The organism is Pseudomonas viciae (genome assembly GCF_004786035.1).
Lineage (GTDB): Bacteria > Pseudomonadota > Gammaproteobacteria > Pseudomonadales > Pseudomonadaceae > Aquipseudomonas > Aquipseudomonas viciae.
In genome coordinates this window covers 2,547,712-2,567,996 of record NZ_CP035088.1, presented here as the reverse complement: position 1 = coordinate 2,567,996, position 20,285 = coordinate 2,547,712, and the positions used below count along the sequence as shown (strand labels likewise).

The 20,285-nt window shown below is 60.0% G+C and carries 24 protein-coding genes; 14 read left to right on the top strand and 10 right to left on the bottom strand.

Translation table 11 applies throughout. The features are described from left to right. Positions 1-58 precede the first annotated feature (58 nt). Together hppD and EPZ47_RS11840 are read right to left on the bottom strand one after the other, a co-directional pair. Positions 59-1,135 carry a 4-hydroxyphenylpyruvate dioxygenase gene (gene hppD / locus EPZ47_RS11845; RefSeq protein WP_135844931.1) on the bottom strand — a complete coding sequence of 359 codons (1,077 nt, stop codon included), beginning with the start codon at positions 1,133-1,135 and terminating at the stop codon, positions 59-61. Positions 1,136-1,385: 250 nt separating this feature from the next. Continuing rightward, a complete protein-coding gene (locus EPZ47_RS11840) occupies positions 1,386-2,330 on the bottom strand; it encodes a DMT family transporter (protein WP_135844930.1) in 945 nt (314 codons plus the stop codon). Positions 2,331-2,476: 146 nt separating this feature from the next. On the opposite strand from EPZ47_RS11840, the gene EPZ47_RS11835 reads away from it, so the two are divergent. The 3 genes from EPZ47_RS11835 to EPZ47_RS11825 all read left to right on the top strand — a co-directional run bounded on the left by EPZ47_RS11835 (position 2,477) and on the right by EPZ47_RS11825 (position 5,649). Further along, complete coding sequence (locus tag EPZ47_RS11835) at positions 2,477-3,340, top strand: LysR family transcriptional regulator (RefSeq protein WP_135844929.1); 864 nt, start codon at positions 2,477-2,479, stop codon at positions 3,338-3,340. Positions 3,341-3,515: 175 nt separating this feature from the next. Then, on the top strand, positions 3,516-5,078 hold the full coding sequence (locus tag EPZ47_RS11830) for an EAL domain-containing protein (protein ID WP_135844928.1): 1,563 nt from the start codon (positions 3,516-3,518) through the stop codon (positions 5,076-5,078). 205 nt (positions 5,079-5,283) lie between these two features. Then, positions 5,284-5,649, top strand: a complete 366-nt coding sequence (locus EPZ47_RS11825) for a histone-like nucleoid-structuring protein, MvaT/MvaU family (protein ID WP_135844927.1) — start codon at positions 5,284-5,286, stop codon at positions 5,647-5,649. 93 nt (positions 5,650-5,742) lie between these two features. Here EPZ47_RS11825 and EPZ47_RS11820 read toward each other — a convergent pair whose 3' ends face one another. Continuing rightward, positions 5,743-6,279 (bottom strand): DUF4946 domain-containing protein, encoded by a 537-nt coding sequence (locus tag EPZ47_RS11820; protein ID WP_135847979.1) that lies wholly within the window; start codon positions 6,277-6,279, stop codon positions 5,743-5,745. A gap of 193 nt (positions 6,280-6,472) precedes the next feature. On the opposite strand from EPZ47_RS11820, the gene gloA reads away from it, so the two are divergent. Further along, complete coding sequence (gloA, locus tag EPZ47_RS11815) at positions 6,473-6,994, top strand: lactoylglutathione lyase (RefSeq protein ID WP_135844926.1); 522 nt, start codon at positions 6,473-6,475, stop codon at positions 6,992-6,994. A gap of 182 nt (positions 6,995-7,176) precedes the next feature. Here the strand turns inward: gloA and ahpF are convergent, their stop codons facing one another. The 4 genes from ahpF to galU all read right to left on the bottom strand — a co-directional run bounded on the left by ahpF (position 7,177) and on the right by galU (position 12,040). Continuing rightward, the gene (gene ahpF / locus EPZ47_RS11810) at positions 7,177-8,739 is read right to left on the bottom strand and encodes an alkyl hydroperoxide reductase subunit F (protein WP_135844925.1); all 1,563 of its coding nucleotides are present in this window, start codon (positions 8,737-8,739) and stop codon (positions 7,177-7,179) included. A gap of 124 nt (positions 8,740-8,863) precedes the next feature. Continuing rightward, entirely contained in the window at positions 8,864-9,427 is a 564-nt protein-coding gene (gene ahpC / locus EPZ47_RS11805) for an alkyl hydroperoxide reductase subunit C (protein WP_135844924.1), read from the bottom strand. A gap of 175 nt (positions 9,428-9,602) precedes the next feature. Further along, on the bottom strand, positions 9,603-10,961 hold the full coding sequence (gene gorA, locus EPZ47_RS11800; RefSeq protein WP_135844923.1) for a glutathione-disulfide reductase: 1,359 nt from the start codon (positions 10,959-10,961) through the stop codon (positions 9,603-9,605). A gap of 239 nt (positions 10,962-11,200) precedes the next feature. After that, positions 11,201-12,040 carry a UTP--glucose-1-phosphate uridylyltransferase GalU gene (galU, locus tag EPZ47_RS11795; protein WP_007900040.1) on the bottom strand — a complete coding sequence of 280 codons (840 nt, stop codon included), beginning with the start codon at positions 12,038-12,040 and terminating at the stop codon, positions 11,201-11,203. A 234-nt stretch (positions 12,041-12,274) separates the two neighbouring features. Between galU and EPZ47_RS11790 the strand changes: the two genes are divergently transcribed. Continuing rightward, positions 12,275-12,490: a hypothetical protein gene (locus EPZ47_RS11790; protein WP_135844922.1), complete on the top strand. Its 216-nt coding sequence runs from the start codon at positions 12,275-12,277 to the stop codon at positions 12,488-12,490. Between the two features lie 115 nt (positions 12,491-12,605). After that, on the top strand, positions 12,606-12,887 hold the full coding sequence (locus EPZ47_RS11785) for a hypothetical protein (protein ID WP_135844921.1): 282 nt from the start codon (positions 12,606-12,608) through the stop codon (positions 12,885-12,887). Positions 12,888-12,891: 4 nt separating this feature from the next. On the opposite strand, the gene EPZ47_RS11780 is transcribed toward EPZ47_RS11785, so the two are convergent. Further along, positions 12,892-13,122, bottom strand: coding sequence for a hypothetical protein (locus EPZ47_RS11780; RefSeq protein ID WP_135844920.1), 231 nt, complete (start codon positions 13,120-13,122; stop codon positions 12,892-12,894). Positions 13,123-13,225: 103 nt separating this feature from the next. Then, a complete protein-coding gene (locus EPZ47_RS11775; RefSeq protein WP_135844919.1) occupies positions 13,226-13,576 on the bottom strand; it encodes a hypothetical protein in 351 nt (116 codons plus the stop codon). Between the two features lie 203 nt (positions 13,577-13,779). On the opposite strand from EPZ47_RS11775, the gene EPZ47_RS11770 reads away from it, so the two are divergent. The 5 genes from EPZ47_RS11770 to ada all read left to right on the top strand — a co-directional run bounded on the left by EPZ47_RS11770 (position 13,780) and on the right by ada (position 17,031). After that, positions 13,780-14,082, top strand: a complete 303-nt coding sequence (locus EPZ47_RS11770; RefSeq protein ID WP_003182962.1) for a DUF1883 domain-containing protein — start codon at positions 13,780-13,782, stop codon at positions 14,080-14,082. A 28-nt stretch (positions 14,083-14,110) separates the two neighbouring features. Beyond that, the gene (locus EPZ47_RS30200; protein WP_178084248.1) at positions 14,111-14,281 is read left to right on the top strand and encodes a hypothetical protein; all 171 of its coding nucleotides are present in this window, start codon (positions 14,111-14,113) and stop codon (positions 14,279-14,281) included. 192 nt (positions 14,282-14,473) lie between these two features. Beyond that, positions 14,474-15,202: a 2OG-Fe(II) oxygenase gene (locus EPZ47_RS11765; protein ID WP_135844918.1), complete on the top strand. Its 729-nt coding sequence runs from the start codon at positions 14,474-14,476 to the stop codon at positions 15,200-15,202. Further along, a complete protein-coding gene (gene alkB, locus EPZ47_RS11760) occupies positions 15,189-15,869 on the top strand; it encodes a DNA oxidative demethylase AlkB (protein ID WP_135844917.1) in 681 nt (226 codons plus the stop codon). The genes EPZ47_RS11765 and alkB overlap by 14 nt, the downstream gene beginning before the upstream one ends. An 88-nt stretch (positions 15,870-15,957) precedes the next feature. After that, entirely contained in the window at positions 15,958-17,031 is a 1,074-nt protein-coding gene (ada, locus tag EPZ47_RS11755; protein ID WP_135844916.1) for a bifunctional DNA-binding transcriptional regulator/O6-methylguanine-DNA methyltransferase Ada, read from the top strand. Here the strand turns inward: ada and EPZ47_RS11750 are convergent. Next, a complete protein-coding gene (locus tag EPZ47_RS11750; protein ID WP_135844915.1) occupies positions 16,995-17,483 on the bottom strand; it encodes a GyrI-like domain-containing protein in 489 nt (162 codons plus the stop codon). The two genes, ada and EPZ47_RS11750, sit on opposite strands and share 37 nt — an antisense overlap. A gap of 147 nt (positions 17,484-17,630) precedes the next feature. Here EPZ47_RS11750 and EPZ47_RS11745 point away from each other — a divergent pair, with 147 nt between their 5' ends. The 3 genes from EPZ47_RS11745 (at position 17,631) to modB (ending at position 20,283) form a co-directional block, all read left to right on the top strand. After that, on the top strand, positions 17,631-18,704 hold the full coding sequence (locus EPZ47_RS11745; protein WP_135844914.1) for an NAD(P)H-dependent flavin oxidoreductase: 1,074 nt from the start codon (positions 17,631-17,633) through the stop codon (positions 18,702-18,704). 145 nt (positions 18,705-18,849) lie between these two features. Continuing rightward, entirely contained in the window at positions 18,850-19,602 is a 753-nt protein-coding gene (modA, locus tag EPZ47_RS11740; protein WP_135844913.1) for a molybdate ABC transporter substrate-binding protein, read from the top strand. Then, positions 19,603-20,283, top strand: coding sequence for a molybdate ABC transporter permease subunit (modB, locus tag EPZ47_RS11735; RefSeq protein ID WP_135844912.1), 681 nt, complete (start codon positions 19,603-19,605; stop codon positions 20,281-20,283). It begins immediately after the preceding gene. The last annotated feature ends 2 nt before the right edge of the window (positions 20,284-20,285 follow it).

Sequence of the window (20,285 nt, the reverse complement as noted above, 5' to 3'; positions counted from 1 at the left end):
GGCAATAAAAAGCCCGCCCGACATCACTGCCGGGCGGGCTTTTTATTGGGTTCAGGCCTTAATCGGTAGCCAGCACCCCACGTCGCACCTGGTCACGCTCGATGGACTCGAACAGCGCCTTGAAGTTGCCTTCGCCGAAACCATCGTCGCCCTTGCGCTGGATGAATTCGAAGAACACCGGCCCCATCAGGGTTTCCGAAAAGATCTGCAGCAGCAGGCGCTTGTCGCCCTGCTCGGAAGCACCGTCCAGCAGAATGCCCCGCGCTTGCAGTTCGTCCACCGGCTCGCCGTGGTTCGGCAGGCGGCCTTCGAGCATTTCGTAATAGGTGTCCGGCGGCGCGGTCATGAAGCGCATGCCGATGCTTTTCAGCTTATCCCAGGTCTTGATCAGGTCATCGGTGAGGAATGCCACGTGCTGGATGCCTTCGCCGTTGAACTGCATCAGGAACTCTTCGATCTGCCCGGCGCCCTTGGACGACTCTTCGTTCAACGGGATGCGGATCATGCCATCCGGGGCTGTCATGGCCTTGGAGGTCAGGCCGGTGTATTCGCCCTTGATGTCGAAATAACGGATCTCGCGGAAGTTGAACAGCTTCTCGTAGAAGCCGGCCCAGTAGGCCATGCGTCCGCGATAGACGTTGTGGGTCAGGTGGTCGATGATTTTCAGGCCCGCGCCCACCGGGTTACGCTCAACGCCCTCGATGAACACGAAGTCGATGTCATAGATCGAGCTGCCTTCGCCAAAACGGTCGATCAGGTACAGCGGCGCGCCGCCAATGCCTTTGATCGCCGGCAGGTTCAGCTCCATCGGGCCGGTTTCGATGTGGATCGGCTGGGCGCCAAGTTCCAGGGCACGCTTGTAGGCCTGTTGCGAATCCTTGACCCGGAACGCCATGCCGCATACCGACGGGCCGTGCTCGGCCGCGAAGTACGAGGCCACACTGTGGGGTTCGTTGTTGAGGATCAGGTTGATCGCGCCCTGGCGATACAGATGCACATCCTTGGAGCGGTGGGAGGCCACTTTGGTGAAGCCCATGATCTCGAAGATCGGCTCCAGGGTGTTGGGTGTTGGGGATGCGAATTCGATGAATTCAAAACCCATCAGGCCCATCGGGTTTTCGTATAGATCTGCCATGTCGGCGCCTCATCATGCTTATCAAGTAACAGGAACGTTAGTTGCTGGCCATGCTGAGGGCGTGCGGTGGCGCGCAGGAAATGCCGCGAACGCTGCGGGCGAGGAAATCGCCATAGATCAGTTGAAACCCAAGTATCTTCATTGTCGACCCAAGGCTCTTGCGGGCGAGGCTTCTGCTGCCAGAAGACGTTTATTCTTATATGCGTAAATCGATTCTACACAGCGTAACCAGGTTTGTCCGCCTTCTGTATCAAATCGTCTTTTCCGCCGAGCACGCAAGGGGTTTGTTGCACAGGAAAATGCCCACCAGGATCACGCCCCCGCCTACACACATCAAGGCTGTGAGCCGTTCGTCCAACAGCAGCGCTCCCAGCAGCACCGCCGTCAGCGGATTGAGGGCGATAAACACGCCGGAACGGGTCGCGCCAATCCGACGAATGCCGTCGTACCAGGCGATGTAGGCCAAAGCCGAACCCAGTACGCCGAGGTACAGCAAGCTCAGCCATTGGCGGATGTCCAGCCCGCGCAGTGCTTCGAAGCGAATCTCGCCCCCAGCCGCGCAAGCCAGCCACAACATCAACGTGCCCAGCAGAATCGACCAGGTTACGGTCTGCAGGGGGCCAAGGCTTTCGTTCAGGTTTCTGGAAAACAGTGAATAGATGCCCCAGCCCAGCACGCAACCAAAAATCAGCAGGTCGCCGATCCAGCTCTGCGCCGAACCCTGCAACAAAGACGGATCGCGACTGACGATCACCAACCCTGCCCCGCCGATGCACAGCACGATGCCCGCCACTTTCAAGCGGCTCAGCCGCTCCTTGAACAACCACCAGGACGCCAATCCGATCACCGCCGGATTCAAGGCGACGATCAATGAGGCGCGCGACGCATTGATGTACTGCAGGCCGTAAAAGAAGCACAGGTTATAGAAGAAAATACCGAAGAACCCCAGGGCAGCCAATTGCAGCCCTTGCTTCACGCTGGGCCTGGCCAGCGGGATCCCGGCCACGGCGAGAAACAGCAGCAACGCGACACTCGCCAGCAGGAAACGCAGGCTGGCGGCGAACAGAGGCGCCAGGGCATCGGAAAGGATCCTGCCAGCGACGAAGGTGCCGCCCCAGATCATGGTGACCATGGCGAGCTTCAGGTAGACCGGCAGGTCTGAGGGCGTTGGGATGGTTTGTTCGAAGGTTTTCATGGTTCACCCGTTGAATCAAACAAATACCTGTGGCGAGGGAGCAAGCTCCCTCGCCACAGAAAAGCTCCTGGCACCACAGTCCTTGCGCGCTTGAGATGTCGCATTGTTTACCTCATGCTTGGTCATCGTAAAATGAGCAATCCCTCATGACCCTCACCCAACTCGAAATCTTCTCCCTGGTCGCCGAGCTGCGTGGCTTCACCGCCGCTGCAACGCGATTGGGCATCGGCCAGTCGGCGGTGTCCCACGCCATCAAGTCCCTGGAACAAGAGTTGGGCGTGGAACTGCTCAGGCGTCATCAGTCTGCGGTGGAACTCAGCGACATTGGCGAGCAATTGCTACAGCGGGCCCGGGCCATGCTCGGGTTGGCCAACACCTTGCGCCAGGAAGCCGCCGACGCCCGTGGCATGCGCCGTGGCACCTTGCGCATCGGCTCGTTCGGGCCGACTTCGTCGATGAAATTGCTGCCCGCCATCCTGCAGCGCTACCGCGCGCTGCATCCGGGGATCGAGGTGCACATCGATGAAGGGCCGGACCGACAAGTCATCCAGTGGCTGGATGAACGACGAATAGACGTCGGCTTTGTGGTGCTGCCCGAGGACCGTTTCGATACGTTCATGCTGATGGAGGATCAGATGGTCGCCCTGCTCCCCACCGCCCATCCCCTCGCCGCCCAGGCCAGCGTGAGCCTCAAGGACCTGTGCAACGACCCCTTCGTACTCACCGAGGCCGGATCGTCGGAGCTGGTGTCGCGCCTGTTCAATGCCGCCCGGCTTACACCAAACGTGCGCTTTCGTTGTTCGCAACTGCTCAGCACCCTGGATGTCGTCAGCCGCGGCGAGGCGGTGAGCGTGGTTTCCGAAGGCTCGCTGCCGGGCGGCCCCAACCCGGGCTTCGTCACACGGCCATTGTCACCTCGAGTTCCGCGCCAGATTGGCCTCGCGGTATTGGACAGCCGCCAGGCCTCACCGGCCACCCTGGCCTTTGTCGAACTGGCCCGGCAGTCATGAGTCTCCAGATCCCACAGAGGATTTGCAGAGACCACAAAACCCAAGGCCACCCTCCCACACTCCATCACAGGTGTTCACACCGCTCGGGGCAAGGAACCGGCCGGCCATCTATCATGGTCAGCATTCGACGCGTCCTCTCCTTGATCCCTTTTCCCTCACGCCACAGGTTGTGCAGATGCCCTTGACCGCCACACGCTCGCGCACGCGGCCCCGTCGCTACCTGATCACCCTGCTCTGCGGCCTGCTGCCGATATTGTCTGGGCTGGGCATCCTGTACATGCAGGCCGAACGGACGCTGGAGCAACACACCCGGCAGACTGCCCAAGAGCTGGTCCAGCAGGTCGAGTTGATGCTCGACAACACCGCGTTGTCGTCTCGTGAATTGCTGCCCCTGGCCGGCCAGCCTTGCGAGGCGGTCAAGCTGGCGTTACGCGAACAAGTGACACGACGGCCCTTTGTCCGTTCGACCAACCTGGTACGAGACAACACCCTGTATTGCAGTTCGTTGTTCGGCGCCTTCGAGGAAAAGGTCAATCCGGACGATTACCACCAGGGCACGTTGTGGCTCATGAATGGCAACCCAGTCACGCCCGACACCGCGCTGCTGATCTACCGGCTCAACGAGGGCCAGCAAGGCGTATTGGCGACCCTCGACGGTTATTACCTGGCCAATGCCCTGCATCTGATTGGCGGCCAGACTCGACTGCGGCTACAAGTAGGATCGAACTGGCTGGCGGCGGACGGCAAGGTCCGACAAACCCCACTGCCCGCGCTGCTGGTTGCCCAGAGCGGCCTGGCCTCATCACGCTACCCATTCAATGTTGAAGCCGGCTTTGATGAGGGGGAAGTCTGGCGTTACATGGCCCGGGAGTATCCACCGCTGTTCAGCCTGCTGATCTTCTTCGGTGCCATCGCCGCAGCACTCGGACACTGGCTGCAACAACGCACCTCCTCTCCCAGTCGTGAACTGCAACGGGCCCTGGAAGCCGGAGAGTTCGTTCCGTACCTGCAACCGATCGTGCATAGCGACAGCAAGCGCTGGGCTGGCGTTGAAGTGCTGATGCGCTGGAACCATCCCACCGAAGGCCTGGTACGCCCGGACCTGTTTATTCCGTTCGCCGAACACAACGGCTTGATCGTGCCGATGACCCGGGCATTGATGCAGCAAACCCTGCAGTTGCTGGTACCGCTGACTCCTCTGCTGGAAGCGCCGTTTCATGTCGGCATCAACATCACCGCTCGCCACTGCCAGGATCTGGCGCTGGTGGACGATTGCCGCCGGTTTCTCGATGCCTTCCCACCGGGTGCGATTGCACTGGTGCTGGAGCTGACCGAGCGCGAACTGATCGAACCTACGCCCATCACCCACCAATTGTTCGAACAGTTGCATGGGCTGGGGGTGAAGATCGCCATCGACGATTTCGGCACCGGACATTCCAGCCTGGGTTATTTGCGTCAGTTCAATGTGGACTTCCTGAAGATCGACCAGAGCTTTGTCGCGATGATCGGTGCCGACGCCCTGTCGCGCCACATCCTCGACAGCATCATCGAACTGTCGGGCAAGCTGGACCTGAATATGGTTGCCGAAGGCGTCGAAACCGTCGAACAAAGCGACTACCTGGCGGCCCACGGGGTGAACTTCCTACAGGGCTTTCTATTTGGTCGACCGATTAGCGGGCAGGACTTCATTGAGGCCTTGACCGCCCTTAATGGCAATTACCCGCCGCCGGGCTATTGACGATGACCCGCCGACGGATAAAAACGTTTGCTGTTGTTACATAACGAAAAAGTTACGATTTACACTTTCCTGATTAACTACTACAATTTTTTTACCTGTGCTAGACAGCAGGAGAGTCATTTATCACCGAGTCGCTTCAAGGCACTTGGCTTATAGCTTTGTTTGCGGTTGGTATCAGCCAAACATTCTGATTGGAGTAACGATTTTGTCCAGACTCGCTGAATTTCGTGCAGCCGAAAAGGCCCTTCAAGAGCAGCTCAAGCAGCTGGAATCGCTGAAGAACGATGCCGGGCTCAAGAAAGAAATCGAATTCGAAGAAAAGCTCCAGGGACTGATGAAAACCTACGGCAAGAGCCTGCGCGACATCGTCGCGATCCTCGATCCGAACCCGTCCAAGACCAGCCTGCAATCGACCAAGCCCGTTAAGACCCGGCGTGCGCGAGTGGTGAAGGTTTACCAGAACCCGCATACCGGTGAGTTGATCGAAACCAAGGGCGGCAACCATCGCGGCCTGAAAGCCTGGAAAGAACAATACGGTGCGGGCACCGTTGATTCCTGGTTGCGTGGTTGAAATCTCCTGGATGAAAAAAAGCCCTGAGTACATTCAGGGCTTTTTTATGGGATCAACTTCTGGATCACACCATGGCGTATTGCGCTGCTCGCCTTATAGTTTCAGGCTCTTTCGTACCGACTGTATTTCATCCTGACTTTCAACAAACACCTGCGCCTGTCCCGCATAGGACAGCACATAAGCCCGGCCCTCATTTAGTGCCGCGACGAGAGTCTGAGACAACACATGTCGGCCGTTCTGCGTGATTGTGCAAGTGGTTTCCAAGGCCGTGACCTCGCCCAACATGGAAGAATGAATCCTGTTACACACACTTTGATAACCGCCCTGGAAAAAATCCTTTTGGATTGACTTACGCATTTCCAGTAAAACGCCTTCTAAGTTGACTTGATGATCGGGCCCGACGGGCGTTGCGGTCAGTTCCATGACCATGACCGCATTGCCCGCAGAATCGCTTTTGGTCGCGCGTTGTCGAGTGGTTCCCGGCGCCGCCGTCGGCGCAGGTGCATCGGCGGGCAGCGGCTCGACGACCCAACCCGCTGGCCATGCGACCTGCGGCTGGCCTGCCTGGACGCCGACACTCGCAGCGGTGGCCAACAGCAGGACAAACAGCGAAAGAAACAGTCGAATCATTGCGTTGCACTCAAGGACGAAGCGTAAAGTCTGAAGCCCGCCGCAGAACCAGGCAATAGCCACACGCGGTTTGGCGATGCCACGTCCCTTGCGTATCATGGGCGCACCTGCATGGAAGCCATCTGACGCAAGCCCAGGAACTGTCACAGCACATTTGCGACGCCGTTTGCCCCACTTATTCTCCGGAGGGCCCATGAGCCTGCAAGAACTCAATACTTTCCCTGGCGTCACCGCACAACCTGACGCCGCCACCGCCAAATTCGTTTTCAACCACACCATGCTGCGGGTCAAGGACATCACCCAGTCACTGGATTTCTACACCCGCGTGCTGGGTTTTTCGCTGGTGGAGAAGCGCGACTTCCCGGAAGCTGAATTCAGCTTGTATTTCCTGGCCCTGGTGGACAAGAGCCAGATTCCAGCAGAAGCCGACGCACGTACCGAATGGATGAAGTCGATCCCTGGCATCCTCGAGCTGACCCACAACCACGGCACCGAAAGTGATCCGGCATTCGCCTATCACAACGGCAACACCGACCCGCGCGGCTTCGGCCACATCTGCATCTCGGTGCCGGACATCGTCGCGGCCTGCGAGCGCTTCGAAGCACTGGGCTGCGATTTCCAGAAGCGCCTGAGCGACGGCCGCATGAAAAGCCTGGCGTTCATCAAAGACCCGGATGGCTACTGGGTTGAAATCATCCAGCCTGCGCCGCTGTAAACCTCACCACCATCCCCCTGTGGGAGCGAGCTTGCTCGCGATGACGGCGGTGCATTCAACATGAATGCAGGCTGAACCACCGCTATCGCGAGCAAGCTCGCTCCCACAGAGTGACGCTTGATCCAAAATAAAACCCCATGAGCCATGGCCCATGGGGTTTTGTTTTTTCCGCTATCGGCTGTTTACGCCGGCGCAGAGGTACGGATCAGGTGGTCGAAGGCGCTCAGCGAAGCCTTGGCCCCCTCGCCCACGGCGATCACGATCTGCTTGTACGGCACGGTGGTCACGTCACCGGCGGCGAATACCCCCGGGATCGAGGTTTCACCACGGGCATCAACGATGATCTCGCCACGCGGCGACAGCTCGACGGTGCCTTTGAGCCAATCGGTGTTGGGTAACAGGCCGATCTGCACAAAGATCCCTTCCAGCGCCACATCGCGCACTTCACCACTTGGACGGTCCTTGTAGCGCAAGCCGTTGACCTTCTGGCCATCGCCCGTCACTTCGGTAGTCTGGGCGTTGGTGATCACCGTCACGTTCGGCAGGCTGTGCAGCTTGCGTTGCAACACCGCGTCGGCACGCAATTGCACATCGAACTCCAGCAGGGTGACATGGGCCACGATACCGGCCAGGTCGATGGCCGCTTCGACGCCGGAGTTACCGCCGCCAATCACCGCCACGCGCTTGCCTTTGAACAACGGACCGTCACAGTGCGGGCAGTACGCCACACCCTTGTTGCGATATTGCTGCTCACCTGGCACGTTCATTTCGCGCCAGCGGGCACCGGTCGCCAGGATCACGGTCTTGGCCTTGAGGCTCGCACCGCTGGCGAATCTGATTTCGTGCAGCGCGCCATCCTTGCCAGGCACCAATGCATCGGCGCGTTGCAGGTTCATGATGTCCACGTCGTACTGCTTGACGTGCTCTTCCAGGGCGACAGCCAGTTTCGGCCCTTCGGTTTCCTGGACCGAGATGAAGTTCTCGATGGCCATGGTGTCGAGCACCTGACCGCCGAAACGCTCGGCCGCGACACCGGTGCGGATGCCTTTACGGGCCGCGTAGATCGCCGCTGAAGCACCGGCCGGGCCACCGCCAACCACCAGCACATCAAAAGCCTCTTTGGCGCTGATCTTCTCGGCCTGGCGTTCGATGCCGCTGGTGTCGATCTTGGCAAGAATCTCCTCCAGGCCCATGCGGCCCTGGCCAAAGTTCACACCGTTCAGGTAAACGCTCGGCACGGCCATGATCTGGCGTTCATCGACTTCGGCCTGGAACAGCGCGCCATCGATAGCGACGTGACGAATGTTCGGGTTGAGCACCGCCATCAGGTTCAGCGCCTGGACCACGTCCGGGCAGTTCTGGCACGACAGCGAAAAATACGTCTCGAAGTTGAACTCACCTTTAAGGGAGCGAATCTGTTCAATGACTTCGACACTGGCCTTCGAAGGGTGGCCGCCGACTTGCAGCAAGGCCAACACCAGCGAAGTGAATTCGTGCCCCATGGGGATGCCGGCAAAACGCAGGCTGATATCGGCTCCCGGGCGATTCAACGAAAACGATGGCTTGCGCCCGTCGGTGCCGTTGTCGAGCAAGGTAATCTGGTCGCAAAGACTGGCAACGTCTTTGAGTAACGCAAGCATTTCCTGGGATTTCGCACCGTCGTCGAGGGAGGCGACGATCTCGATCGGCTGGGTGACCCGTTCCAGGTATGACTTCAACTGAGCTTTAAGATTGGCGTCCAACATACGGGCGATTTCCATTTTTTGATTTTCAGAAAAAACAACGCCCGAGCGAATCTCGCCCAGGCGTTTTTTGGGGCGAAGCGGCTTGCTTGATTAAGAGCGAATCGCCCTCGAATGACTCACAGGTTTAGATCTTGCCGACCAGGTCCAGGGACGGAGCCAGGGTGGCCTCGCCTTCTTTCCACTTGGCTGGGCAGACTTCACCCGGGTGAGCGGCAACGTACTGAGCGGCCTTGACCTTGCGCAGCAGCTCGGAAGCGTCACGGCCTACACCGCCGTCGTTGATTTCAACGATCTTGATCTGGCCTTGCGGGTTGATCACGAAAGTACCGCGGTCAGCCAGGCCGACTTCTTCGATCAGCACGTCGAAGTTGCGGGAGATAACGTGGGTCGGGTCGCCGATCATGGTGTACTGGATCTTGCCGATGGCTGGCGAAGTGTTGTGCCAGGCCGCGTGGGCAAAGTGGGTGTCGGTCGACACGCTGTAGACTTCGACGCCCAGTTTCTGGAATTCGGCGTAGTTGTCGGCCAGGTCTTCCAGCTCGGTTGGGCAAACGAAGGTGAAGTCAGCTGGGTAGAAGAACACGACAGACCACTTGCCCTTCAGGTTGGCGTCCGATACTTCGACGAATTCGCCGTTTTTGAAGGCGGTAGCGTTGAACGGTTTAACTTGGCTGTTGATGATAGGCATCGATGTTTCTCCATCAGGGTTGAAAAGTTGATGGAGGGAATCTTATCCACTCATTCCTGGGCTGGCTCATTGGCAAACCTCATGTGAATGATTGGTTTTGGCTATCAGCAGCTAAATCAATAGAAGAAAACTTAATATGGCGAGCAAGCGCGCTCGCCATATGTTCGCTTGGTGATCAGGAGGCTACGGGGGTACGCATGGTGACGAATTCCTCGGCGGCGGTTGGATGCACGCCGATGGTTTCGTCGAAATCACGCTTGGTGGCGCCGGCCTTGAGGGCGATGGCCAAGCCTTGGACGATTTCCCCGGCATCCGGCCCGACCATATGGCAACCCAGCACCTTGTCGGTCTTGGCATTCACCACCAGTTTCATCAGGGTGCGCTCCTGGCATTCGGTCAAGCTCAGCTTCATCGGCCGGAAGCGGCTTTCGAATATCTCAACCTCATGGCCCTCCTCCCTGGCCTGCTCTTCGGTCAGACCCACGGTGCCGATGTTCGGCAGGCTGAACACGGCGGTGGGAATCATCCGGTAATCCACCAGGCGATACTGCTCAGGCTTGAACAGACGCCGCGCCACCGCCATGCCTTCGGCCAAGGCAACGGGGGTGAGCTGGACGCGACCGATCACGTCGCCAATGGCCAGGATCGACGGTTCAGTGGTCTCGTATTTTTCGTTGACCACGACAAAACCCTTCTCGTCCACTGTGACAGCGGTGTTCTCCAGGCCAAGATTGTCGAGCATCGGTCGCCGGCCAGTGGCGTAGAACACGCAATCGGTGATCAACGTTTTGCCATCCTTGAGCTCTACCCTGAGGCTGCCATCGTCCAGTTTTTCGATGGATTTGATGTCGGCGTTGAATTGCAGATCCAGGCCACGCCGGGTCAGCTCTTCCGCCAGGTGCTTGCGCACCGCACCGTCAAAGCCGCGCAGGAACAGGTCACCGCGATACAGCAGTGACGTCTGCGCGCCCATGCCGTGGAAAATCCCGGCGAACTCCACCGCAATGTAGCCGCCGCCCACCACGATGACGCGCTTGGGCAGTTCCTTGAGGAAAAACGCCTCGTTGGAGCTGATGGCATGCTCGCGCCCCGGAATGTCCGGGATCACCGGCCAGCCGCCGGTGGCGATCATGATGTGCTTGGCGGTATAGCGTTGGTCGTTGATCTCGACCTCATGGGGCCCGGTGATTTTCGCGTGACCTTCGTGCAGCACAACGCCGCTGTTGACCAGCAGGTTGCGATAAATCCCGTTGAGGCGATTGATTTCCCGGTCCTTGTTGGCGATCAGCGTGGCCCAGTCGAAACTCGGCTCCCCCGCCGTCCAACCATAGGCCGACGCTTGCTCGAAATCCTCGGCGTAATGCGCGCCGTAGACCAGCAACTTCTTGGGCACGCACCCCACGTTCACGCAGGTACCGCCCAGGTAGCGGCTCTCCGCCACGGCCACTTTCGCGCCAAAACCGGCCGCGAACCGCGCCGCCCGCACACCGCCGGAACCGGCGCCAATCACATACAAGTCAAAATCGTAGGCCATCTCTATCTCCTTCGGCAGGCCATCAGCATACCCGCTGTTTTCACCTGAGGCAGCGTTGCGATGGTTATGGGGGCGGAAAATGGAAAAGCCAGCTGGACTGGATCGAATTGGCAGCAATGCTCAAGTTAAGCGCACTCCCACAGGGGGTTTGCTTGTGTGATCTGCGAGCAACTTTTCCCCGGGCAAAAAAAACGCCCCGAACCAGTCGGGGCGTTTTTTTCAAGGCATGGCCCAGGCTATCAGTAAGCCTTGCCCGTCTTGTAGAAGTTCTCGAAGCAGAAGTTGGTCGCGTCGATGTAGCCTTCGGCGCCGCCGCAGTCGAAACGCTTGCCTTTGAACTTGTAGGCCATGACGCAGCCGTTCTGGGCCTGCTTCATCAGGGCGTCGGTGATCTGGATTTCGCCGCCCTTGCCTGGCTCGGTCTGTTCGATCAGGTCGAAGATGTCCGGGGTCAGGATGTAGCGACCGATGATCGCCAGGTTCGACGGTGCATCTTCAGGCTTTGGTTTTTCAACCATGCTGTGGACGCGGTAGATGTCGTCGCGGATCATTTCACCAGCAATCACCCCGTACTTGTGGGTTTCCTGCGGATCGACTTCCTGGATCGCCACGATGGAGCAGCGGAACTGCTTGTACAGCTTGACCATCTGGGTCAGCACGCCGTCGCCTTCGAGGTTGACGCACAAGTCATCCGCCAGGACCACGGCGAACGGTTCGTCACCGATCAGCGGGCGGCCGGTCAGGATCGCGTGGCCCAGGCCTTTCATTTCGGTCTGGCGAGTGTAGGAGAACGAGCACTCATCCAGCAGTTTGCGGATACCGACCAGATACTTCTCTTTGTCGGTGCCCTTGATCTGGTTTTCCAGCTCGTAGCTGATGTCGAAGTGGTCTTCCAGGGCGCGTTTGCCGCGACCGGTGACGATGGAGATTTCCGTCAGGCCCGCATCGAGGGCTTCTTCGACGCCGTACTGGATCAGTGGCTTGTTCACCACCGGCAGCATTTCTTTGGGCATGGCTTTAGTCGCTGGCAGGAAGCGAGTACCGTAACCGGCTGCTGGGAACAAGCATTTCTTGATCATATAAGTCCTTGAAAAGGCGGTGTGTACGAGTTTCGGGGCAGTCTAATCAGGCGACGGGCACCTTACAATGCCCGCACTGGCCAACCGATGCCATCATAGAGAAATAAAAAACGCCGGATAGTTCAATCGCCTTTCGTCTCGATGGGTCCGGCGGTCTCACTGTACGCCCATGAGCGCTGTTTGCGAGCATTTGACGTATCATGGCGCCCTTGATTCCGCCAACGAGGCAGTTAGATGTCGGTCACACAAAACGCAAACGGTTATTCGGTCAGCCAGGACAAGGACGGCCAATGGTGGATTATCAACTACCACGGCGAGCAGGTCGCCGGCCCCCTGCCCAGCAAGTCGATGGCGGTAGAAGTGGCGGCGGTATTCCAGGACGACCGCTCGGCCCCGGCGACCAAGGAACGTGAAACGGCCCCGGCCCGCAGCCCTCGCCGCAAGAAGTAAACAGACACGCCTCAAGTAAATGACGCACGGCATTGAACGGGGCTTTGTTTATCTGTACCGGAATGGCCATTCGCTATACTCTCGGGCCTGCCCCTCCCTTCTTGATGACGATTCGATGAAAACACTTCTGGCGCTGTTTGCCGTCCTGGCCTTGGCGGGCTGTGCCTCTGCCGAAAAAACCTACTTGAACAATGGCGAACAGGGGCTGACCATCGATTGCTCCGGCGAAGCCAATTCCTGGGCCACCTGCTATGAAAAGGCTGATGCATCCTGTGCCGGTACTGGCTACCGCATCGTCGGCACCGATGGCACGCCGCAAGCCAAGGAAAGCGAAAAGACCCTGGGGGTCGATGTCGGCAACTACACCAGCCGCAGCGTCCTGGTCGTGTGCAAGTAAATAACTAGATATGGATCTCGGCGAATTTGATCCCCAAGCCACGTATGGTCTCGATCAAATCGTCGAGACGGCTGAAAGACTCGACTTCGTCCTGCTCATCCACCAGGAAAAAACTGCGCCCGGCGCTTTTTTTGAAGAAGACGATCCATTCGCCCGGGCTCGCCGGGTTCTGAATCACATGGGTGGCAGATATAAGACCTTCTGCATGGCGCTCCCGCACCTGCTCGCGTTTCATCGACTGACTCCATAAATGACAATGCCGCCAACGTTGACCGTGGCGGCATTTTTTGTCGAGGGCAATAGTTTATCCGATGCCCGGCCCGCTCGTCAGGTCGCGCTCAGCCGGAAATGCAGGCGTTGGCGGCATCCTGCACATCGCCCGGGCGCACCGGCACATTGGATAGGCTTTCGTGCAGCTTGATGCTGCTGCCACTGGAGCGCTCGTCAATGTCGAACACCGCCGCCGGCAGGGCCGACAGTTTGCCCGGCACAATCAACCGCACGCCGTTCTTGTGCGGTTCCATTTGCAGCGGGCCACGGCTGCTGGCCAGCTTGTCGGACACGCACTTGGCATATTCATGGGGCTTCTTTCCGGAGATGACGCTCATGGTGGGCGGCGTCTGGTTGATGTCCGATACCGATGCACATCCACTCATTGCCAATGCCAACACCCACACGCTGCGCTTCATATGATTCCTCCATTAAAGACCCTCCGACAGTGCAGACGCCGTTTTTCTCCGGGGCCGCACCGCTTTTTTTATCCCGCTTCCTGCGATAAATGATCAAAGCCTGGAGCGCGGGCCGGATATTAACACTCGGGGCTGATAAACTGCGCATCATTGCCCCTTGCTATCGTTTTGATTTTGTAGAAAAAGCCCTTCTGGAGGCGCCCATGAAATTCATCCACCAGCGCGAGCACCTGAACGAAGACGACATCGTCGTCATCGAATGCTCCCAAATGTGCAACATCCGTTTGATGAACGACGCCAACTTCCGCAGTTTCAAGAACGGCGGCCGGCACACTTATCACGGCGGCGCGTTCGATACGTTCCCGGCCAGGATCACCGCACCAAGCACCGGTTTCTGGAATATCACCATCGACACCGTCAACCGCCGTGCGATCAGTGTTACGCGCAAGCCGACCCTGACCCACAAGATCAAGATCATCCGGCGTTCCAGCTCGAAACTGAGCTGAGCATCGCCCCTTCAAGAAAGGCAAAACCGTGGCCCAGACGACCAAATACGTCATCAAGTACAAGCTCAACGGCGAACGCCGTTTCGAGTTCGCGCAACTGCAAACCGGCACCGAGGAAGAAGCCAGGGCAGCGCTGCAGGCGTTGCACGGCCAGACCGATGATGTCATCAGCGACGTCAGTGTCAGCAAGGCGCTGTAAAGGCTCGCCCTGATTGATTTTTTGTGGCGAGGGGATTTATCCCCTCGCCACAGGGTAGGTGGTTTATCGGCTGGCATAGGGATCCAGGCCCCCTCTTGGCGCACCGGATAAAATATTGACCGCAAGCCTCGGAGTGCCGATCGTCGGGGCACTCGCCAGACTGAGCAATCCTTTCTACCAAGGTTTGTGATCATGTCCGCTATCCTGCAAACACCCTCGCTGAACCACGCCATGGACAATCTGGACTGGCCTGCCCTGGAGCAAAACCTCGATCAGGACGGCAGCGCGATCATCCGCAACCTGCTCTCGGCCACCCAATGCCGGATGCTCAGCGGTTTGTACGCCGAGCCCGGGCTGTTTCGTTCGCGGGTAATCATGGCGCGCCACGGATTCGGGCGTGGCGAATATCAGTATTTTCGCTATCCGCTACCCGATATCGTCCAGCAACTGCGTCAGTCGCTGTATCCGCTGCTGGTGCCGCTGGCCAATCGCTGGAACGAATGCATGGGCGTCGAAGTACGCTACCCCGACGAGCACGCCGACTTTATTCAGCGCTGTCATGCCGCCGGGCAATCGCGTCCGACTCCGCTGTTACTGCAATACGGCCCGCAGGATTACAACTGCCTGCACCAGGATCTGTACGGCGAGCAGGTGTTCCCGTTGCAGGTGGCGATCCTGCTGGCGGAACCTGGCGAGGATTTTACCGGCGGCGAGTTTGTCCTCACCGAACAACGCCCGCGCATGCAGTCGCGACCACAGGTCATCGATCTGAAACAGGGCGACGCCGTGGTATTTGCCGTGCACCAACGGCCGGTCAAAGGCGTTCGCGGTTATTATCGGGTGAACATGCGCCATGGCGTCAGCCGCGTACACGGTGGCAGGCGACACACCTTGGGAATCATCTTTCATGATGCGCAATAACGACCACCCGATCACCCTGGACCTATTCGCCGACGAGACACCGACGACGCCCGGCCAGGTCGAACGGATCGGCCAGCAATCCTTCGTGCTGCGCGGGTTCGCCCTGCCCTGGCTCGACCGGCTTCTGCCGGCGCTGGAAGCCGTCCTGCAGGCCGCGCCGTTCCGGCAAATGGTCACGCCCGGCGGCTTTACCATGTCGGTGGCGTTGAGCAGTTGCGGTGCGCTGGGCTGGACCACTGACCGCAGTGGCTATCGCTACACCGCCCATGACCCACAGACCGGTAAACCCTGGCCCGACATGCCCGTGGTGTTCCGCGAACTGGCACAGGCCGCCGCCCGGCAGGCGCAGTTCGAGCACTTCGAGCCCGATGCCTGCCTGATCAACCGCTACGTACCCGGTGCGCGGATGTCGCTGCATCAGGACAAGAACGAACGCAGCCTCAACGCCCCCATCGTCTCGATGTCCCTGGGCCTGCCGGCGATGTTTCAGTTCGGCGGTTTCGAGCGCAGCGACAAAAGCCTGCGCATCCCGTTGTTCCATGGCGACATCGTGGTCTGGGGCGGCGTCGACCGCTTGCGCTACCACGGTGTACTGCCGCTCAAGGAAGGACAGCACCCGCGCCTGGGCGGCCAGCGGATCAACCTGACGTTTCGCACCGCCGGGTGAAGGTGCAGAATTCAACCGCAAGACCCGGAGTGTTGCCACCTCGCAGGCTCGCTACTGTAGGCAAAACGGGCCAATGGACATAACGACCATGAACAGCACTTCGAACAATCTCGCCCCTGAACTGGATCCGCGCTGGGCCGCCGTGCTCGCCCGGGATCCACGCGCCGATGGGCAATTCGTCTATGGCGTAAAAACCACCGGCATCTACTGCCACCCCAGCAGCCTGTCGCGCCTGCCCAACCCGCGTAACGTTGAATTCTTCGATACCCCGGAACAGGCCCAGGCGGCGGGCTATCGCCCCAGCAAACGCGTGGCCAGGGACCAGACCCAGGTCGCCGCCCAACAAGCAGCCCGGGTCGCGGCCGCCTGCCGGCAGATCGAAGCCGCCGAAGAACTGCCGGGGTTGAATGAACTGGCGCAAAGCGCCGGCTTGAGTCCTTTCCATTTTCATCGGGTCTTCAAGGCGATCACCGGCCTGACTCCCAAGGGCTATGCCGCCGCCCACCGCTCGCGCAGGGTCCGCGAACGCCTGGCCGATGGCGGGACGATCACTGACGCGCTGTACGACGCCGGTTTCAATTCCAACAGCCGTTTTTATGAAGCCGCCGACAAAGTCCTCGGCATGAAACCCGCCGACTACCGCGCCAAGGGGCAGAACACCGACATCCGTTTCGCCGTCGGCCAATGCTCCCTCGGGGCCATCCTGGTGGCACAAAGCGAGCGTGGCGTGTGCGCGATCCTGCTGGGAGACGACCCGGACGTGCTGGTGCGGGACCTGCAAGACAAGTTCCGTCGGGCCAACCTGATCGGCGCCGACCGCGAGTTCGAGCAGTTGATCGCCCAGGTGGTGGGCTTTATCGAAGCACCGGCCCTGGGCCTCGACCTGCCCTTGGACCTGCGCGGCACGGCGTTCCAGGAACGGGTCTGGCAGGCTTTGCGGGACATTCCAGCGGGCAGCACCGCCAGCTACGCCGAGATCGCCCAGCGCATCGGCCTGCCCAAGGCCGTGCGCGCCGTGGCACAAGCCTGCGGCGCCAACAGCCTGGCGGTGGCGATCCCCTGCCACCGGGTGGTGCGCAGCGACGGCGCCCTGTCGGGCTATCGCTGGGGCGTGGAGCGCAAGCGTCAGTTGCTGGCGCTGGAACGCTCGTCCGCGGACTGAACACCGATGTAAATCGCCACCGAATCGGGGCCGCTGTAGACCTCGAAATCGCTGGTGAAACGGCGCAGGGTTTGCGGGTTATCGGCGAAGTACGCCCAGATCAGGCCCCAGGTCTGGATCACACAATCGGGCATCGGCCCCTTGGCCGAAAACACCAGGTAATCCCCGCCTTCGATGTTCACGGCGGGGTAGCCTGCGCTCGTCGCATCCACCTGCACGCCGGCGGTCACATCGAAGTAGCCGGTGGCATCGGACTCATAATTGGAATACACGCCGTAGACGAACGACTCCGACTGCCGGGCCGGGATTTTGTCGAACAGTCCTTCGGTGAAGAACCGCTGCCACATCGGACCGATCCTTGCCGTGTCGGGTTGCTGCTCGTCGGTGTTGCGGGTGTGCACCTGCAAGCCGGCGACGGTGAAGGGTTCGACGGTCTTGAGTTTTACGTCCATGAGTCAGGCTCCTTGATGAATGAAGCGGCATGGTAACCCTCCCACCGTGGGGATCAAGTTACGGCGCGCCATTGAAAAACTCGACTGGCCCTGGCCGGGGTACACCTGCTAAAAACACGGTTTCCTTCTGCCGTCGGAGACCCGCCCATGAGCCAGTGGCCAGACACTCGCATTCTTGACCTGCTCGGAATCGAGCAGCCCATTATCCAGGGGCCGCTGGCCGGCGTAACCGGTCCAGCGATGGTGGTCGCCACTTGCAATGCCGGCGGGCTGGGTTCGATGCCGGCGGCGATGCTGGATGTCGAGCAACTGCGCCAGGCGCTGACGGCGATCCGCGAACAGACCGACAAACCGTTCAGTGTGAATTTTTTCTGTCACCAGCCGCCCGTGTTCGATGAACAGCGGGCCGAGGCCTGGAAGCAACGGCTCAAACCTTACTACGAGGAACTGGGCGCCGATTTCGCCGCGCCGACCCCGGTGTCCAACCGCACGCCGTTCGATGATGCCGCCTGCCGTGTGCTGGAAGAGATGCGTCCAAAAGTGGTCAGTTTCCACTTTGGCCTGCCGGAAAAATCCCTGCTGGACCGGGTGAAAGCCACCGGGGCGAAAATCCTCTCTTCGGCCACCACCGTGGAAGAGGCCATCTGGCTGGAACAGCACGGTTGCGATGCAATCATTGCCATGGGCTATGAAGCCGGCGGCCATCGCGGGATGTTTCTCAGTGACGACCTCAACACCCAGGTCGGCCTGTTCGCCTTGCTGCCGCAGGTGGTGGATGCGGTGAAGGTGCCGGTGATCGCGACCGGCGGCATCGGCGATGCGCGGGGGATCGTCGCAGCGTTTGCCCTGGGCGCTTCAGCGGCGCAACTGGGCAGCGCTTATCTGTTCACCCCTGAGGCCAAGATCAGCGCGTCCCATCACCGGGCGCTGCGCACGGCGAAGGAAAGCCAGACGGCTGTCACCAACCTGTTCACCGGCCGCCCGGCCCGGGGCATCGTCAATCGGGTGATGCGCGAAGTGGGCCCGATGAGCCCGATGGCGCCAGCTTTTCCCTTGGCCGGCGGCGCGTTGATGCCGCTGCGGGCCAAGGATGAAGCGGACTTCAGCAACCTCTGGGCCGGCCAGGCATTCCCCCTGGGGCGCGAGTTGTCGAGCGCCGAGTTGACCCGACAACTGGCCGAGGAGGCGCTGGCCCAACTGAACAGCCGTGGTCGGTCCTGACGGTCGTCACCGCCTGTCAGGCCGCCATGGCGGCGGCCCTCTCACCTTTCCTGTTGTTGATCCCCGACAAAATGCCACGTTCCGTTTATCGGCCATTCGCTATATATTTCCGTATACAGCGAACCTGACCCTACGGATCCCTACCATGCCCCTCACCCGCTTCGCGCCGTTGCTACTGACCACGCTGTTTACCGTTGGCGCCGTCCAGGCCGATGAGGTGCAGGTGGCGGTTGCCGCCAATTTCACCGCGCCGCTCCAGGCCATCGCCGCCGATTTCGAAAAAGACACCGGCCACAAATTGGTGGCGGCTTACGGCGCCACCGGGCAGTTCTACACCCAGATCAAGAACGGCGCGCCGTTCGAGGTTTTCCTCGCCGCCGACGACACCACCCCGGCCCGGCTCGAGAGCGAAGGCAACACCGTCAAGGGCTCACGCTTCACCTACGCCATCGGCACACTGGCGCTGTGGTCGGCCAAGGACGGTTATGTCGACGGCAAGGGCCAGGTGCTCAAGGACAACGGCTTCCAGCACCTGTCCATCGCCAACCCGAAAGCCGCGCCCTATGGCCTGGCCGCGACTCAAGTGCTGGACAAGCTGGGCGTGACCGCCCAGGTCAAAAGCAAGCTCGTCGAAGGCCAGAACATCACCCAGGCCTATCAGTTCGTCTCCACCGGCAACGCCGAACTGGGCTTCGTGGCCTTGTCGCAGATTTACAAGGACGGCAAAGTGACCAGTGGCTCGGCGTGGATCGTCCCGGCCCAACTGCATGACCCGATCAAACAGGACGCGGTGATTCTCAGCAAAGGCCAGGACAACCCTGCCGCCGTAGCGCTGATGGACTACCTCAAGGGCCCGAAAGCCGCCGCCATCATCCAAGCCTACGGTTATCAACGTTAAATGCCGCTAACCAGTGCCGACTTCGCAGCGATCTGGCTGACCCTGAAACTGGCGTCGCTGACCACGGTGATCCTGCTGCTGATCGGTACGCCCATCGCCCTGTGGCTGTCGCGCAGCCAATCCTGGTTGCGCGGGCCGGTGGGTGCGGTGGTGGCGCTGCCGCTGGTGCTGCCGCCCACGGTGATCGGCTTTTACCTGCTATTGGCCCTAGGGCCGAATGGCTGGATCGGCCAGTTCACCCAGGCCCTCGGGCTGGGCACCCTCACCTTCAGTTTCACCGGGCTGGTAATCGGCTCGGTGATCTATTCGCTGCCGTTTGTGGTGCAGCCGTTGCAGAACGCTTTTGCCGCCATCGGCAGCCGCCCCCTGGAAGTCGCCGCCACCCTGCGGGCCGGTCCGTGGGATACCTTCTTCAGCGTGATCCTGCCCTTGGCTCGCCCCGGGTTCATCACCGCCGCGATTCTCGGCTTCGCCCACACCGTCGGCGAGTTCGGTGTGGTGTTGATGATCGGCGGCAACATCCCCGAAAAGACCCGGGTGGTGTCGGTGCAGATCTACGACCACGTCGAAGCCCTGGAATACGCCCAGGCCCACTGGCTGGCTGCGGCGATGTTGGTGTTTTCCTTCCTTGTGTTGCTGGCGCTGTACTCCAGCCGCAAAACCCGCGCAGGCTGGAGCTGACC